Below are 16,616 nucleotides of genomic sequence, written 5' to 3'. Positions count from 1 at the left end.
GGAGCTCCTCGACGAGCAAGAGGAGCAACGCCGGATCGCAGCCGATCCGGAGAACGTTCCGGTTCTGCAGGTGCACAACCTCGACGTGAGCTACGGACCGCTTCAGGTGCTCTTCGACGTGAACGTCGAAGTGAAACGGGGCGAGGTGCTCGCGCTGCTCGGTACCAACGGAGCCGGCAAGTCCACGTTGCTGCGCGCGATCGGCGGACTCGTGCTCCCGGACCGGGGTGTGATCCGCATGAACGGGCACACGATCACGCTCACGGATCCCGAGATTCGTGTTGCGATGGGGATGGTGCAGGTTCCCGGCGGCGACTCGCTCTTCCCGTCCCAGACCGTCGCGGAGAACCTCAAGGTCTGGAGCTGGCTGATCGAGGACCCGGACCGACGGGCCGAGCGGATGCAGTCCGTGCTCGAGACCTTCCCCGTGGTCCGCGATCGACTGGACCGACGGGCCGGGTCCTTGTCAGGCGGCGAGCAGCAGATGCTCGCGCTCTCGAAGGCGGTGATGCTGGAGCCCGAGTTGCTCCTCATCGACGAGCTGTCGCTCGGACTCGCGCCCCTGGTGGTGCAGCAGCTCCTGGGGGTTGTCGAGGAGCTCAAGGCGCAGGGTCTCACGATGGTCATCGTCGAACAGTCCGTGAACGTCGCGCTCGCGATCGCCGACCGCGCGGTGTTCATGGAGCGCGGCCACGTCCGTTTCGAAGGACCGGCCCAGGAACTCCTGGAACGCGGTGACCTGCTGCGCGCCGTCTTCCTGTCGGGTGAGGGCGCGTAAATGGTCTGCGGCTTCACGATCACCTCCCAGATCGTGTTCAACGGCGTCATCGTCGGCTTGGTCTACGCGCTGCTCGCGATCGGCATCGTGCTCGTGTTCCGGGCTTCGGGAGTCATCAACTTCGCGCAAGGCCAGTTCGGCGCGTTCGGTGCATCGCTCATGGCCGTGCTCTACGTCAACGAGGGCATGTCGTTCGCGATCACCATCCCGCTCGCGATCCTCTCCGGTGCGCTGATCGGCGGGCTCACCGAGCTGCTCGTGGTCCGACGGCTGTTCAGCCAGCCGAGGCTGCTGCTGTTCGTCGCGACCGTCGGCGTCGCGCAGGTGATCCTCCTGCTCCAGCTCCAGTTCCCCCAGATCGACCTCCCGGTGTCGTACCCGACCCCGATCGACGACCGATGGACCATCGGCTCGCTCGTCGTGCGGGGCGACCAGCTCGTCGTCCTCGTCGCGGTCCCGCTCATCGCCGGGGTGCTCGCCTTCCTCTTGCAGCGCACACGCTTCGGCCTCGCGGTGCGTTCAGCCGCCGACAACCCCGGCGCCGCCTCGCTCTCGGGCATCCGGGTCAAGCGCGTCTCCACCCAGGTGTGGGTCCTCACCGGTGTGCTGGCATCGGTGAGCGCGCTGCTCGCCGGACCCGTCCTCAACCAGCGGGCGAGCGACCTCAGCGTCGCGCTCGGGCCGAGCCTGCTGCTCTACGCGCTCATCGCCGCGCTCGTCGGTGGCATGGAATCGTTCCCGCTCGCGATCGTCGGTGGAGTCTTGCTCGGCGTCGTCGACCGGGTGGTCCTCGCGAACTCAACGGAGGATCCCGGCCTCAACACACTCGTCATGTTCATCCTGCTGGTGATCCTGGTGTTGCTGCGCGCGCGTTCGCAGTCCGACGACTCCGCGTGGACGCTGACGCCGCGGTCGCGCGCCGGGGAGGCCGAGCTCCTCGAGCATCCACTGGCTCGAGTCGTTCGGTATGGAGGAATCGCGATCCTGCTCGTGATCGGTCTTCTGCTCCCCCAGTTCGAGGAACTGCCGAGCCGCCTCATCGACTACTCGGTGGTCATGATCTTCCTCATGGTCGCGGTGTCCGCGACCGTGCTCACCGGCTGGGCCGGCCAGCTCTCGCTCGGGCAGTTCGCGTTCGTCGCGGTCGGCGCGTACCTCACCGCGTACTACAGCCAGTCGATGGGCTTCCTCCCGTCGGTCGCGCTCGGCGTGGCGTGGGGTGTCGGCATCGCGATCATCATCGGCATCCCCGCCCTCCGGGTCCGCGGCCTGTACCTCGGGATCATCACCCTCGGTTTCGCGATCGTCGTCAGCAGTTATCTGATCCTGCAAGACCGGTTCAACAACTCCTTCACCGGATTCGGCGCGCGGCTCGACCCCCCTACCGTCGGTCCGTGGGAATTCGCGACCGACAAACGCGCGTACTACTACTTCTGCTTCGGCGCCGCGCTGCTCGTCATCCTGCTCGTGACACACTTCCGCCGCACCGGGATCGGCCGGTCGCTGCTCGCGGTCCGCGACAACGAGAGCAACGCGGCCGCGTACACGGTGTCGCCCACGCGGGCGAAGCTGATCGCGTTCGCGCTGTCGGGCGGGGTGGCAGCGTTCGCCGGTGGACTCTTCGCCGCGGGACACACCACGCAGATCCCCGATTACTTCACGGCTGAGGAATCAATACGCGTCCTGGCGGTCTCGGTGGTAGGCGGCTTGTCGTCGGTGACCGGCGCGGTGCTCGGCACGATCGTGATCATCGGGATCCCCACGGTGTTCGAAAGCAGTCAGCAGCTCCAGCTCTTTGCCAGCGGCGTGGGCATGCTGATACTGCTCCTCTACTGCCCGGGCGGCCTGATCTCGATCGTCCACTCCGGGCGCGACCTGCTGCTCGGCTTCATCGCGCGCCGCACGAACTGGAAGCCGCCGGTTCGCACCAGCGACGCCACGCTCGCGCATCTGTCGACACGAAGCCGGGAGAAACCGGGGAGTGAGGTGGCCGGTGACGATGCGGCGCCGTTCCCCTTGGTGGCGCGCGACATGAGGGTGCAGTACGGCGGCCGGTACGCGGTCGTCGGCGCATCGATCGAAGTCCGTCCGGGCGAGGTCGTCGGGCTCATCGGTACGAACGGTGCCGGTAAGACGACGCTGATGAACGCCATTTCGGGCTTCGTGCGGTCGTCGGGCAACGTCGAGGTCTTCGGCCGCCGCATCGACCGGATGCCGGCGTACCGGCGCGCCCGTCAAGGCATGGGCCGCGCCTTCCAGAACGCGCGGGGCTTCGGCGGGCTCACGGTACGAGAGACCGTGATGGTCGCGCTCGAGGCCCGCCAGCGCTCGCTCCTGATCCCGTCGTTGCTCGCACTGCCGCCGTCGCCGTTCGTCGAGCGGCGCAAGCGAAAGCAGGCCGACGAGATCATCGCGTACCTCGGCCTCAGCCGCTATGCAAGCGGACTCGTGAGCGAGCTCTCCACCGGTACGCGACGCATCGTGGAGCTCGCGTCGCTGCTGGCCCTCGACGCGCGCTTGATCCTGCTCGACGAGCCCACGGCCGGCGTCGCGCAGAAGGAAACCGAGGCCTTCGGGCCGCTCATCAAGACGATCCAGCACGACCTCGGGTCGTCGATCCTCATCGTCGAGCACGACATGCCGATGGTCATGTCGATCAGCGACCGGATCTACTGCCTCGAAGCCGGCTCTGTGATCGCCGAGGGAACCCCGATCGAGGTGCGCGAGAACCCCGCGGTGATCAGCTCCTACCTCGGCACCGACCGGCGGGCAATCCAGCGCTCCGGAACCCGCGCCACCTGACCCTCGTCGCCACGCTCAGCCGATAGATGACACAACCTCGTAGCGCTCGGCCCACTCGTGACGCGAGCGGATGGTGGTGTCGACGTCGGGCGACTGCGCGCGCAGCGCGCCGACGGTTGCCTCTTCCTTCGGCGTGTGTGCGAACGGATCGAACCGGAAGTGCCGAGCCGTGTTTCCCCAGGTGATCTTGTGGATCTCGTCGTCGGTGGCGCCGGCGCCTTCCATCTCGCGCATGACCGTCTCGGGCGCGTCGGGCCAGATCGAGTCGGAGTGTGGGTAGTCGCACTCCCACGCGATGATGTCCATCCCGATGTCGTGGCGCACCTTGAGCGCTACCGGGTCGCTCACATAACACGCGAGTGAGTGATCGCGGAAGATGTCGCTCGGCATCTTGTCGCCGAAGTCGTGGCCGAGCCACCGCTGGTTCACGTAGTGACGGTCGCAGCGGTCGAGGAAGAACGGGATCCAACCGATCCCTGCTTCCGACCATGCAACCTTCAGGTCGGGATAGGTACGGAAGGCCGGTCCCCACAACAAGTCTTGCGCGGCGAACGCAGAGACCTGCGTGGCGAGAATGATCATGTTGTCGATGGGGGCGTCGGGTGCGGTGTTGATCGCGGCGAACCCCTGACCGATGTGCAGACACATCACCACTTGCTCGTCGGACAGCGCGTCGAACACGGGACCCCAGTAGTCCAGGTTGTGGTAGCTCGGCAACCCCTCGATGTGCGGGAGCTCGGGAAAGGTCATCGCGGTGCATCCCTTCCGCGACACCCGTCGGATCTCGGCAGCCATCGCGTCGGGATTCCAAGTCGGCCCGATTGCGAGCGGGATGAACCGGCCCGGATACGCCGCCGCCCATTCGTCGATGTGCCAGTCGTTGTACGCCTGGAGCATGACCAGCGAGATGTCCTTGTTTTCGGCGCGTCGGAACGTACCCGCGCTGAATCCGACGAACGTCGGGAAGCACATCGACGCGAGGATGCCGTTGCGGTTCATGTCGCGGACGCGCTCGTGCACGTCGTACGCGCCGGGCCGCATCTCGGCGAAGCTGGTGGGGTCCATGCCCCAATCTTCCTTGGGCCAGGTGACCACCGCGTTGAGGCCCATCGAGCCACCGGTTGTGCCCTGGAACACCCACTGCTCGATGCCTTTGTCGTTCTTCACGACCTGCGGAGCGTCGTCCTTGTACTTTTCGGGGACGTGTCGCTCGAACATGTCTCGCGGCTCGATCACGTGGTCGTCGATGCTCACCAGGATCATGTCGTCGATGCGCATTGCGGTCCTCCCCGTGTGGCTCCCGACAGTCTGGCATCCGCGCTCCCGTCCGCCCATTCGACGCGACAGACTCCCCGGATGGAGCTCGCAGCCGTTCAGGACTTGATGGAAGGCACCTACGGTCAGCGCGACCGCGCCCGTGGCCTACCGGCCGCGGTGGCGTGGCTCACCGAGGAGGTGGGTGAGCTCGCGCGGGCGATCAGGAAGGGCACGCGCGACGAGCAGCTCCACGAGCTGGGCGACGTCCTGGCCTGGCTCGGATCGCTGGCGAACCAGCTCGGGTTGTCGCTCGACGACGCGTTCGCCCGCTACCTGAACGGCTGCCCGTACTGCGGCAGCGCACCGTGCGGGTGCCCGACCTGAACATGCGTCGCTCAGGCGAATCGGGGGTACCCCGATTCGCTTCCTTCGCTCCTCGCGGTTACGCGTTGCGCTCCCGCGCGCGCTCCGCCTTCTTGGCGTTCTTGACGGAGCGCTTCTCTTTGAGGCTCTTGCCCTGCTTCTTGTCGTTGCCCGAACGTGGTGATTTCTCGCGCATCGTCACAGGCTACGCCGGTCACGAACGGTGATCGCGGCAGAATTCGTCGCGATCGGCCGTGCTCGAGAAAAAGGGCACGTAGGCCGTGCCGACCTGGATCAACAGCGCACGTGCGAGCGCGATCGCCTCGATCTCGTCGACGACGGCCTGACGGTCCTCTGGGGTCGCCGCGCTCACGAGCTGCTCGGCGCGGGCCCACGCCTCGGCGCGCCAAGCGCTGAACAGCTCCAGAAGGCCATCCTTGCCCACCACGAGCCCGGGGATCGAGACCGTTGCCACCTCAGGATCGAATCGGCGGGCCGCACCGTCGAGGGCGAGACCCTGTGTCTCGACGATGATCTGGTTGAAACGGTTGTAGTCGTCGAGCGCGCTCGAGCCGTCCGGCCCGAGGAGGCCAACCTGCTCGACGACGAACGGGAGGTCACGGCTGATGTGTGCGTTGATGCCGAGCAGCATGTCACCGAGCCCGCTCACGCTCTTCGACCGAGCCGCGTCCAACGCGATCGTCCACGCTTCGGACACACCGCTCCCGCCGTCCTTCCACCGGTCGTATGCGTCGAAGTAGGACTTCGCGAAGATGGCGTCCATGTGCGCGATGTAGGCGGGACTGTCAAAGTCTCGTGGCCATCCTGAGCGGACGTGCTCCGTCGTCACGCGGTAGGTGTAGCTGAACATCACGTTGTGGTTGCACTTGACCGCGAACGCACGCTCGCGGCGCTTCATCTCCTTGAGCACGGCGTCGACGCACGTCACCGAACCGCGGTTGCACGGACTCTTCGAGGCGGGATCGAGACGCGGCTCGAGCGTCTTGACGATCTTCTGCCACGACGGCGGTGGTGAGGCGGCACCCGACGGCGTGGCGGGCAACGCGACCAGCGCGGTCGTCACCGCGAGCACGAACGCACGCACGCGCTTCACGGCGCGGGCCCGGGATCGCGCCGCGCGAGGAGGAGACCGGCGGCGATGAGCGCGGCGAGACTGAGCGCGAGCATGACGGCGATGTCGGTGAGCCAGGGCCCGAGTCGGTGCGCCCAGCGCGACGGGCCCTTCGTCGGCTGTGAGACCGCGCTGATGATCTGTTCCGGTTTGTTCAGGTCGACTTGGCGCAGTGCGCGGACGCGGTTGTTGAACGCCTGGATCTGGTTGAGGTCGGCCGTCGCCGCGGCTGCCGAGAAACCCCATTGCGCGGTGACGACCTCGCGCGCTTGTCGGAGGCCGACGCGCTCGGTCACGTCGGGGAAGACCGCGCCCGAGGCGAGCACCATCTGGGCGATGAGCACCACCGGGAGCACGGTCATCGCCTGTTCGGTGGTGCGCGCCGCCGCCGAGATCAACAACCCCAGTGACATCCCGGCGATGGCGGCGATCGCGATGCCGACGGCAAGCTCCACCTTGCCCGAGCCGAGCGCGACGGCGTCGTTCGGACCCTTCTGCGACGCGGTGGCGATGAGTGTGAACACGATGATCTGTAACATCGTGATCGCGCCGAGCACTGCAACCTTCGACGCGAGGTACGCCGACAGCGAGAGCCCGGCAGCGCGCTCGCGTCGAAATTGCGGCAGCTCTTTCACGATCTCGCGTGCCGAGTTCGACATGCCGATCCACGTCGCGCCGATGACGAGGTTGAAGATCACGATGGACGCGCTCGAGAGCAGGCGAAGCGTGTTCTGAGGTGGCGGACCAAGCTCTCCGCTCGGGAGCCGCCAGAGCATGAGCAAGCCGAGCACCGGCGCCTGGAGCACGAGCAACGCGAGCGTCCGCCGATCCGAGACAAGGACCGCCAAGTACCGGCGGCACAGCGTCGTGAACTGGCGGAACCAGCGGCGGCGGACGAACGCACGCGCGCCTGCCTCCACCGGCTGCGCCGGCGCGGGCTGGTCACCCGCGTGCGCGATCGGCTCCTCCACGAACCGGCGGTAGTCGTCGGTCGCCGCGAACTCACCGGTCCAGTCGCGCTCGGTCTGTGAGCCGAGGTCCTGGAATACCTCTTCGATGTCGTCGCGGCGGAAGAACTCCGCGGCGCGGCGCGGCGGACCGAAGTAGGCGACACGGCCACCCGGGGCGAGGAAGAGCACGCGGTCGCAGAGCTCGATGCTCGCGATGCTGTGCGTCACCACGATCACGGTGCGTCCGTCGTCGGCGAGCGCGCGCAGGCTCTCCATGAGGCTGCGCTCGTAGCCGGGGTCGAGACCGGAGGTGGGCTCGTCGAGCAGGAGCAGTGACGGTCGCGTGAGCAACTCGTAGGCGACGCTGACGCGTTTGCGCTGACCACCGGACAGTTGCTCGATCACCACATCGGCGCGCTCGGTGAGCCCCAGCTCCGCGAGCACCTCGTCGACGCGCTCGCTTCGCTGCGCGCGCGTCACGTCCGGAGGGAACCGCAGCGCAGCCGCGAACTCGAGCGCACGGCGCACGGTCAGCTCGGGATGGACGATGTCGGCCTGAGGGACGAGACCGAGCCGCGACCGCAGCTCTTCGTACTCCGCGTACAAGTCGCGCCCGTCGTAGAGAACCGTGCCTTCCGTTGCCGGCTTGAACCCGGTGAGCGCGTTGAGCAGCGTCGACTTCCCGCTCCCGGAAGGTCCGACCACGGCGAGGAACGTGTTGCGGTCGAGCGCGAAGCTCACATTGTCGAGGAGCACACGCCCGTCGCCCAGGCGCACGGTGAGGCCGAAGGCCTCGAACGAGATCTCACCGGTGTCGACGTTCTCCTCGAGCGCGCCGTCGACGAACCGCAACTGGTGGTGGCCGATGCCGATCACGTCGAGCTCGCGCACCGCCGCGCGGTCGACGAGTTGCCCGTTGACGAACGTGCCGTTGTGGCTGCCGAGGTCGGCGATCTCACCTGTGCCCGTTGCGCCGACCTGCAGTTCGGCATGGTGTCGCGAGACCAGGAGGTCGTCGATCACGAGGTCGTTGTCGGGAGCGCGGCCGATACGCACTGTGGTGCTCACCGGCCGGTAGATCACACTCTGTTTCGCCTGAGCCGTTGAAACCGGAACCGCGACCGCGGGCTCGGGAACCAGGGGTCGGAGCTCGACGAGCGGGCCTTCCACCGGATCGCCGAGGCGCACGCCGACGGTCGCGGTGATCACCACCCGTTCCACGCGTTCGCCGTCGACGAACGTGCCGTTGCTCGAACCGAGGTCCTCGAGCACCCAGCCGGTCGACGTCCGCCGCAGGACCGCATGGCTGCGGGAGACGAGCACGTGGTCGACGAGGATCTCGGCGTCGTCGCGGCGGCCGAGAACCGCGCCATCCGCCACGTCGATGTCGCGGCCGGCGACGGTTGCGCGCAGACTCCCGCCTGGATCGTCCATCGTTCCCGCCCTCCTCGGAGCTAGCCTGCTCGGGTCGGCTGACGGGTGCAAGCACCCTCGGCCAAACGGCATGGTGGAGGCGGGAGGACCGGTGCCCGAGAGGATCGGCCGTTACGACGCAGAGCGCGTTCTCGGCAGCGGCGCGTTCGCGACGGTCTGGCTGGCACGCGACGAGGCACTCGACGCGCAGGTCGCGATCAAGGTCCTCGCCGAGAACTGGGCGCACGACGACGACGTCAGGCGGCGGTTCGCCGAGGAGGCGCGGGTCCTCTGGCGTCTCGACTCCGACCGCGTGATCCGCGTCCACGCGGTCGCCGAGCTCGAAGACGGTCGTCCGTATTTCGTCATGGACTACGCCGACCGCGGGAGCCTCGCCGACCGGATGAAGACACGAGCGAGCGAGGGCCGGCAGTACTCGATCGACGAAGCACTCGACATCGGGATCGAGATCGCGGAGGCACTCGCGGTCGTGCACCGGCTGGGGGTCGTGCACCGCGACCTCAAGCCGTCGAACGTGTTGTACCGCACGATCGGCAGCCATCACGGCGACACGCGCACCGAGCGCATGGTGCTCGCCGACTTCGGCGTTGCGCGCGCGCTCGACGCCGCCACCGCGTTCACCATCGCGGCCGGCACTCCGCACTACATGGCCCCTGAGCAGTCCGAGGGGCGCGCCGACGAACGCAGCGACGTATACGCGGCGGGTGTCGTGCTCTACGAGCTCCTTGCAGGACGCGTCCCCTACCCATACGAGTCGGTCGGCGCGGTGATGCGAGCACAGCTCACCGAGACACCCGCGCCGATCTCGTCGATTCGTGACGACGCGCCCGCGGCGCTCGACGCAGCCCTTGCGCGTGCGCTGTCGGCGGAGCCCGAGCAGCGCTACGCGTCGGCGACCGAATGGGCCGACGCGCTGCGATCGGTGCGCGCGGTGCCGGTCGAGAGCGGCAGTGCCGAAACCATCATCCGTCCCGTCGCCGCCGCGGCAGGGGCCGCGGCAGGGGCCGCTGCGGCCACCGGTCCCCCGTCGGCGGGCGCCGCGGCCACCGGTCCGCCGTCGCCAGGCGCCGCGGGCGCGGGCGGGGCAGCAACGCCATCCGCTGGTCCGCCATCGGCCGGTCCTCCATCAGGCGGTCCTCCACCTGGCCCGGCCGCAGCATCATCATCCGGTGGCGGGTCGAGACGGCGCCGCAATCGACGCCTCGTTGGCGCGGTGATCGTGGTCGCGCTGATCGCGGGCGTCGCCGGAGTGGCCGTGCTGTCGTCGGGCGACGAGGCAACCGCGGGCGAGATCTTCCTGGACCCGCGCGACGCCACACGCGTGGGCAACAGCGGCCCGTTCACCGCGCCGAGTATCGATCCGAGCGTCGTCGTGCCCAGCACGCTCGCCACGAACCCCAACGCGGTGCCGCCGCCCGCACCCGTCGGCGGCGGGATCCCGAGTACGAGCGGCGGAGAGCCCGGGCTCTACGGTGGGACGCGCGACTCGTCGGTGTGCGACCCGCTGAAGCTGGTGGCCTTCCTCCAGGAGAACGCCGACAAGGCGAAGGCCTGGGCCAACACGCTCGGGATCAACGTCGCTGATATCCAGGGCTACGTGAGCGCGCTCACGAGCGTGCTGCTGCGTGCTGACACACGGGTCACGAATCACGGCTTCGCGAGCGGCGCGGCGACCGCGGTGCAGTCGGTGCTGGAGGCGGGCACCGCCGTGCTCGTCGACAAGTTCGGTGTGCCGCGCGTCAAGTGCTATTGCGGCAACCCACTCGTGGAACCGGAACCCGTCAAGACGTCACCCGACTATCGGGGGCCCGCCTGGCCGGGGTTCGAGCCCACCGTGGTGCAAGTAGTCACGCCGGCACCGCAACCCATCACCGTGATCGTGGTCGTCGACGTCGGCACCGGCCAACCCTTCGGTCGTCCGGTCGGGACCGGCGGCGGCAGCGACGTGAACGCCACGTTGCCCCCTCGCGATTCCACCTCTACCACCACGACGAAGCCGGCGACGACGACCACCACGAAGCCGGCCCCCACCACGACATCGGGAACCGGGAACTCGCAGACCGCGATCACGCTGGTGCGCGACGCGCTGCAACGGTGCATCGACCTCGTCTCGGAAGGCGGGGCCCCGTCGGGAACCGCCGACGACCTCGGCTACGACGCAACCTCGGACGGCGGCGGCGTGTTCACCGTGGTGGTATCCGAACGCGACGGTCCCGCCCGCGGGACCTGGCGCGTCGACACGAAGACGGGAGATCTCACCCCGACCGACCAGACCGCGTCCGAGGTCGGATCGTTCTGTCCGGAGCTTGCGTAGCGCTACGCCGCTTCGGCACCTTTGCGCTTGCGCGGGCCGAAGATGCTCCACGCGAGTACCGCGAGGAACGCGATCACGACCACCACGAACGGCGCGTTCGTCCCGAACGTGACCACGCCGAGCGAGATCAGGATCAGGGCGAGACCGAGTCCGAACAGGATCCCGCCGAAGATGCCCCGGATCGGATGAATCTTGCGACCACGCATCGACATGCCCTCTCTCGAGAATCAGGTGGGATCGGCGGCGGGCGGCGGCGGCTCGTCCCATTCCGGCGAGCCCTCGACCGGTTCCGGGGCCGGCTCGGGTGCGGGCGCGGAGCCGGCACCTCCCGCCGTGGCGCCGGCACCTCCCGCCGTGGCGCCGGCGGTTGCCGTAGGCGTCGCGGTGAACGCGAGCAGGAGACCGAGCGCACCCAGGATCACGCCACCCCAGAAGATCGGAGTGCCGAGGGGCGATCCGTTGATCTTCACGTAGCCCGACATCGTGCAGGTGACGCCGCCGCCCTCGACGACCACCTTCACGAAGAACTTGCCACTCGCCACCCGCGTTTCACCGATGATCGGGACGTCGACGACGAGGTGGTCCTTCAGCGCCTCGGTACCCGACGACTGGTCGAGCCCGCCGTCGCCGCCGAAGCTGAGCTTCGGGGTGCTCTTCGTCTCGACCGTCCACGTGCCATCGTCGGGTACCGCCGGCGCGGCCGACGCCTCCCACTTGACGGTGCCCTCAGGGTCGACTTCGAACGGGTTGTCCGACGTGCCACCGGGACCGGGCGCCGTGACCGTGTCGAGCTTCTTGCCGTCGGCGTCGAAGGAAACGGCCGTTCCCTTGCAGCCGCTGGCCGTCGCCGCGCCGAGCGCGTGCGCGGGAAGAAGGAGGACGCCTCCGGCGATCAGGACACCCGCGGTGAGAAATCCGAACCGGTGTCGCATGTCCCGTGCCCTCCCCCGGCGACCCACCCAGAGTCGCCCGCGCATCCTAAGACTCCCTCCCACGCGAGTCCACGACCCGCTCCGGAGGCCTTGCCCTGAGCGGGTTTGTGGTTCTAGCCGGCTTGCGCGGCGGGGATGATGTCGGTGGACCCGGTGCTCGGGCAGCCGACGCATTGGTACTTCGGCCACGTCGGCTCCGAGGCCGGCGGGGCATCGAACGTGACCGACGACGCGGAGGAGTCGAAGAACTTCTGCTTCGCCGCCGGTAGGTGCCCGGTGATGAAGCGATTCCCCTGGTTGAGGTACACGTACTTGCCCTTCGCGTCACCGCCGAGGTTGAAGTTGCCCGGCCCGGTGGCTTCGGGGTTGTACCAGGCCATGGTGACGCCACGCGGGTTGATCTCCCCCGGCGCGGCCACTTTGATCTCGATGGTGAAGGCGCTCTTGCTGTAGTAGCCACCCGCCGCGACGCCTTGCGAGAAGATCTCGCCCAGGACTCCGGGACTGACGGACTTGGCAGTGAGGTGGGGCCCGACGAACTGGATGGCCGAGTAGAGGGCCAGGAGTTGCGTGAACGCGATGGCCCACCTGGTGCCCCGGTCGGTACCCCAGAACCACTGGAACGCGGCGGCCGTCTCGTCGGCGCGCCCCTTCAGGTACGGCGGGAACCACACCATGCCGAACGCGTGCGACCACACCTTCTGGTCGTAGCCACGCGCGAAGAGGTCGAGATCTTGGTAGGGCGCCGACGTCACGATGACCTCGGGATACCACTCCTGCTGCGCCATCACCCTGGACGCAGCCCCGGCGACCGAGTGGTTGGTCTGCATGATGAGGGTGGTGACGCCCGCGTCCTTGAGCCGCGTGATCAATGGGGGAAGGACTTCCCCGACCGCCGCCGCGTCCGTACGGGTGTCGGACTGCGTGGCAGGAACGGTGAACTCGGCATCGACCGGGATGGGCAGCTTCAGCTTCTTGAACTGCGCCAGCATGTAGTCCATATCGAAGTTGGTGGAATGCAGCACCCCGTACTTACGCGGCTGCGAGCTCAAGCTCGGGTCCGCGTACTCGGCCCTGCCTCCGTCGAGCTGCTTCTTCACGAACTCGGCGGTCGTCAACGCATAGACCCGCGATCCGAAGAGCGGTTCCGTCGGTCGCGGCGCCACGTACGGGACCTTGGCGTTCACGAGGGTCTGCTCGAAGACCCGGCCACCGCCGACACCGGGAGTGCCGATGCTCGAAGCAAGGTCGAGGACACCGAACGGCTTCATCGCCTTGATGGCAAGCGCATCGGCGCGCTGCGCGGTTTCGTCGGAGCCGGTCGAGGCCACGAACTCGAACTCGACCGTGCGCCCCCACGTCTCGTAGACGTGCTTGAACATCTCGTTCTCGTCGAGCAGCGCGGCGCGCGCAGCCCCAGGCTCGTTCTTGCCGGTCGCCTGGTTCGTGTACACACCCGCCTCGCCGGTGATCTGCGCATCGGGCAGCTCGTGCCAGAGTACGACGACCTTGAGGGAGTTCTTGGTGACGCCCTGCGCAGTGGCACCGCCGTTGTCGGCGCCGTCCTTCCATGCCTTCACGCACGGAGGCGCGGCGTAGAACTGGAACCTGAACCGACCCGTGCTGCGATCGCAATCGGGGTTCTTCAACGCGAGGTCGGTCAGCGCTCCGGTCGCAGGGGTGCCGATCTTGCTCTCGGCGGCGCTCGCGGTTCCCGCGGCGCCGGCCACGGCACCGAGCGCGAGCGAGCACGTGACGAAGCCCACGAAGGCGCGCGTGCGCATCGCGCGGGCCGAGCGCAAACCCCTCATCGGTCCCCCCTTGGTCGCCGAGAGTGCGGTGAACCGAGTTTGCCACGCGGCCGAACGATCGCGCGGTCGGGCTGCCTAGATTGCGGCTCGCGTGAGCGGCGCATGGCCCGGACGGTGAAGGCCGATCCCGCCGCCACCCGGATCCGCATTCGACGGATCGAGGAGCTCCGACACCTCGTAGCCGACCCGCTCCACGTGGGGTGCGAGCGCTTCGAGGTCGAAGCCGTACGCACGGGCCGGGTTCTCCATCAGGATCTTGCGTGCCTCCTGCTCCGGCACGCCGATCCATCCGAGTGTGCCCTGCAGTGTCTCCTTGGTGACGGGCCAGATGCTCTCGAAGTGCGGGTAGTCGACACCGAACATCATGGTGTCGACGCCGAGCTCGTAGCGCAGCTCGTAGTCGATGCGCGCGGGGGGCGAACAGCCGGCAAAGCAGTTCGCGGCCCAATACTCGGTGGGGAGCTTCTTCATGGTTGGCTCGCGGCCCATCATGCGCGCGAACTCCATCCAGTCGCTCCGCGCCGCGAGCCCGTCCATGAAGCGGAGCGTGCCGGGCACCCAGTCGACCATCGTTTCGACAAGTGCGTACCGGAGGTTCGGGAACCGTTCGAACACACCACCGATCATGAGCTGCCACATCGAACGACCGGAGAAGAACGACTGCTCGAGCGCGATGGCCATGATCGCGGCGAAGCCCGGCGGGTAGTCCTGTGGTAGCCCGTTCCCGCCGTGCTGGGAGATCGGCAGGTCGACGTCTTGGATCGCCGCCCACACGGGGTCGAGCTTCTCGTCGAAGAAGTAGGTGCCGCCAGGCTGGAGCGCGGGCATCGAGATACCCATCAAGCCGTGCGCCTTCGCCCAGTGCACGTCGTCGATCGCTTCGTCGATGTCGTCGAAGGACACGACGGCCTGTCCGGCGCGCCGTCCCGCCACCTGGGAGCAGAAGTCGGCAAGCCAACGGTTGTATGCGCGGCGGCCCTCGCGCGCGAGTTCACGGTCGTTCGACGTCGCGGCGTCCTGGAACCGCGCGTCCACGAACGCCAACCCGTTCGGGAACAGCACCTCGGCAGCCACGCCTTGCGCTTCCAGGTGCTCGAGGCGCAGGTTGGAGTCCCACTGCGATGCGTCGGGCAACTTGGGGTTCTTGTTGCCCGCGTCGGGCATGCCCTCCATCGACGCGACCCAGGCGTCGAACTCGTCGAGGTACCGCCCTTCGATGTAGTCGCGGTAGCCCGTACGCGAGGCCTTCACATGGCCGTCGACGGAGATCACGGCGAGCTTGCTCATGAGGTTCCCCCAATCGTGCACTTTCGGTAGTCAACATACCGGAACTGACGGCCCGAGGCTGCGGAGTCGTAAGGTTCCGCGGTGCCCGGCCGTCCGAACGTCGTGCTCTTCATGCCCGACCAGCTGCGCGCCGACGCCCTCGGGTGCTTCGGGAACACGGTGTGTCGCACGGCCAACATCGACGCGCTCGCGGCGCGCGGCGTGCGGTTCGAGAACGCGTTCTGCCAGCACCCGGTGTGCGGACCGAGCCGGGTGTCGTTCATGAGCGGCTGGTATCCGCACGTCGCCGGCCACCGCACGCTCACCCACCTGTTGCAGGCCTGGGAGCCGAACCTGCTCGGCATCATGCGCGACGCGGGTTACTACGTCGCCGTTCCGGGCCACCGCGGTGACGTGTTCGCGCCCGGGGTCACCGAAACAAGCTCCGACTTCTGTGGGTACCTCGTGCAACCAGAGCCGGGTTCGCCCGGGAACGCCGCCGCGCTGCCCGACCGTCTCACTCGGGGCTTCTACTTCGGATCGCGGGGCGACGACGTGGTGACCGACGGAGACGAAGCCGCGATCCGCACCGCCGAGCAGTGGCTCGCCGACGGACGGCCCGCGGACCAGCCCTGGCTGCTGTGGATCGCGCTCGTGTTCCCCCACCCTCCCTTCTCGGTGGAAGAGCCGTGGTTCTCACTCCACGACCGTGCGCTCGTGCCGGAACCGATCCTGGCGTCGGCGGCGAGCGGAAAGCCGGGTTTCATGTCGGCGTTGCGCGCCGCGTACGGATGGGACGAGCTCACCGACGACGACCTCGCCGAGATCGTCGCCACCTACTACGGCATGACAAGCCGCGTCGACTGGCAACTTGGCCGGATCGTCGACGCGGTGGAGCGCACGGGTGAGCTCGACAAGACCGTGTTCGTGGTGTTCACCGACCACGGCGAGTACCTCGGCGACTTCGGGCTCGTGGAGAAGTGGCCGTCGGGCCTCGACGCGTGCCTCACGCGCAACCCGCTCGTGATCGCCGGGCCGGGCGTGGTGGAGGGCGGCGTCGCCGACGCGATGGTCGAGCTCGTCGACCTCCTCCCCACCGTCTGCGAGCTGGGCGGCGCCGAGGTGCACCACACACACTTCGGGCGGAGCCTCACGCGTGTGCTGGCAGACCCGACGATTCCGCATCGCGAGTTCGCGTGCACCGAGGGCGGCTTCCGGCCCACCGACGAGAACCTCTTCGAACGCGCGGGATGGATCTACGAAGCGAAGACCGACCTCCAGCACGACCGGCCCGAGCTCGTGGGTACCGCGATTGCGCTCCGCACACCGGCCTACACGTACGTATACCGCGCGTGCGAAGGCGACGAGCTCTACGACCGCATTACCGATCCGGCCGAGACCACGAACCTCGCGCATCGTCCCGACCACGCGTCGATGCTCGACGAGCTCCGCACCCGCCTCCTCGACTGGCTCGCGGAGACGAGCGATGTCTTCCCCTGGAAGCCCGATCCCCGCTTCCCGGAGCTCGTCCACGGATACCGGAACCGGTGAGCCGAGTGGCGGGGGGGGGGGGGGGG

Annotated in this window: 12 protein-coding genes; 5 read left to right on the top strand and 7 right to left on the bottom strand. The window is 68.1% G+C overall.

Translation table 11 applies throughout. The annotated features are described in order from the left end of the window. On the top strand, window positions 1-778 hold a 778-nt coding region (locus tag WD271_12990; protein ID MEX1008745.1), incomplete at its 5' end, for an ABC transporter ATP-binding protein. Beyond that, window positions 779-3,580, top strand: coding sequence for a branched-chain amino acid ABC transporter permease/ATP-binding protein (locus tag WD271_12985; GenBank protein ID MEX1008744.1), 2,802 nt, complete (start codon window positions 779-781; stop codon window positions 3,578-3,580). It abuts the gene before it with no gap. Window positions 3,581-3,595: 15 nt separating this feature from the next. Here the strand turns inward: WD271_12985 and WD271_12980 are convergent, their stop codons facing one another. Then, the gene (locus WD271_12980; protein MEX1008743.1) at window positions 3,596-4,858 is read right to left on the bottom strand and encodes an amidohydrolase family protein; all 1,263 of its coding nucleotides are present in this window, start codon (window positions 4,856-4,858) and stop codon (window positions 3,596-3,598) included. Between the two features lie 78 nt (window positions 4,859-4,936). On the opposite strand from WD271_12980, the gene WD271_12975 reads away from it, so the two are divergent. After that, window positions 4,937-5,221, top strand: coding sequence for a MazG nucleotide pyrophosphohydrolase domain-containing protein (locus tag WD271_12975; protein ID MEX1008742.1), 285 nt, complete (start codon window positions 4,937-4,939; stop codon window positions 5,219-5,221). Window positions 5,222-5,414: 193 nt separating this feature from the next. On the opposite strand, the gene WD271_12970 is transcribed toward WD271_12975, so the two are convergent. Next, the gene (locus WD271_12970) at window positions 5,415-6,314 is read right to left on the bottom strand and encodes a DUF5995 family protein (GenBank protein MEX1008741.1); all 900 of its coding nucleotides are present in this window, start codon (window positions 6,312-6,314) and stop codon (window positions 5,415-5,417) included. After that, window positions 6,311-8,716, bottom strand: a complete 2,406-nt coding sequence (locus WD271_12965; GenBank protein ID MEX1008740.1) for an ATP-binding cassette domain-containing protein — start codon at window positions 8,714-8,716, stop codon at window positions 6,311-6,313. The genes WD271_12970 and WD271_12965 overlap by 4 nt, the downstream gene beginning before the upstream one ends. 91 nt (window positions 8,717-8,807) lie before the next feature. Between WD271_12965 and WD271_12960 the strand changes: the two genes are divergently transcribed. Further along, window positions 8,808-11,030: a serine/threonine-protein kinase gene (locus WD271_12960; GenBank protein MEX1008739.1), complete on the top strand. Its 2,223-nt coding sequence runs from the start codon at window positions 8,808-8,810 to the stop codon at window positions 11,028-11,030. A 2-nt stretch (window positions 11,031-11,032) separates the two neighbouring features. Here the strand turns inward: WD271_12960 and WD271_12955 are convergent, their stop codons facing one another. The 4 genes from WD271_12955 to WD271_12940 all read right to left on the bottom strand — a co-directional run bounded on the left by WD271_12955 (window position 11,033) and on the right by WD271_12940 (window position 15,060). Next, window positions 11,033-11,236: a hypothetical protein gene (locus WD271_12955; GenBank protein ID MEX1008738.1), complete on the bottom strand. Its 204-nt coding sequence runs from the start codon at window positions 11,234-11,236 to the stop codon at window positions 11,033-11,035. Window positions 11,237-11,257: 21 nt separating this feature from the next. Then, a complete protein-coding gene (locus tag WD271_12950) occupies window positions 11,258-11,962 on the bottom strand; it encodes a hypothetical protein (GenBank protein ID MEX1008737.1) in 705 nt (234 codons plus the stop codon). A 113-nt stretch (window positions 11,963-12,075) separates the two neighbouring features. Further along, complete coding sequence (locus WD271_12945) at window positions 12,076-13,773, bottom strand: hypothetical protein (protein MEX1008736.1); 1,698 nt, start codon at window positions 13,771-13,773, stop codon at window positions 12,076-12,078. A 75-nt stretch (window positions 13,774-13,848) separates the two neighbouring features. Further along, window positions 13,849-15,060, bottom strand: a complete 1,212-nt coding sequence (locus WD271_12940; GenBank protein ID MEX1008735.1) for an amidohydrolase family protein — start codon at window positions 15,058-15,060, stop codon at window positions 13,849-13,851. Window positions 15,061-15,141: 81 nt separating this feature from the next. Here WD271_12940 and WD271_12935 point away from each other — a divergent pair, with 81 nt between their 5' ends. After that, window positions 15,142-16,590 (top strand): sulfatase-like hydrolase/transferase, encoded by a 1,449-nt coding sequence (locus WD271_12935; protein ID MEX1008734.1) that lies wholly within the window; start codon window positions 15,142-15,144, stop codon window positions 16,588-16,590. The last annotated feature ends 26 nt before the right edge of the window (window positions 16,591-16,616 follow it).

The sequence above is a fragment of the Acidimicrobiia bacterium genome, assembly GCA_040880805.1.
Classification (GTDB): domain Bacteria; phylum Actinomycetota; class Acidimicrobiia; order IMCC26256; family DASPTH01; genus DASPTH01.
The sequence above is the reverse complement of the archived record's forward strand: the minus strand, read 5'-3'. Positions and strand labels throughout refer to the sequence as shown.

What these genes read in the sequence shown, in the direction of transcription:
- WD271_12985 (MEX1008744.1), top strand. Translation starts at nt 779, where the DNA reads ATGGTCTGCGGCTTCACGATCACCTCCCAGATCGTGTTCAACGGCGTC.
- WD271_12980 (MEX1008743.1), bottom strand. Translation starts at nt 4,858, where the DNA reads ATGCGCATCGACGACATGATCCTGGTGAGCATCGACGACCACGTGATC.
- WD271_12975 (MEX1008742.1), top strand. Translation starts at nt 4,937, where the DNA reads ATGGAGCTCGCAGCCGTTCAGGACTTGATGGAAGGCACCTACGGTCAG.
- WD271_12965 (MEX1008740.1), bottom strand. Translation starts at nt 8,716, where the DNA reads ATGGACGATCCAGGCGGGAGTCTGCGCGCAACCGTCGCCGGCCGCGAC.
- WD271_12955 (MEX1008738.1), bottom strand. Translation starts at nt 11,236, where the DNA reads ATGCGTGGTCGCAAGATTCATCCGATCCGGGGCATCTTCGGCGGGATC.
- WD271_12950 (MEX1008737.1), bottom strand. Translation starts at nt 11,962, where the DNA reads ATGCGACACCGGTTCGGATTTCTCACCGCGGGTGTCCTGATCGCCGGA.
- WD271_12945 (MEX1008736.1), bottom strand. Translation starts at nt 13,773, where the DNA reads ATGAGGGGTTTGCGCTCGGCCCGCGCGATGCGCACGCGCGCCTTCGTG.
- WD271_12940 (MEX1008735.1), bottom strand. Translation starts at nt 15,060, where the DNA reads ATGAGCAAGCTCGCCGTGATCTCCGTCGACGGCCATGTGAAGGCCTCG.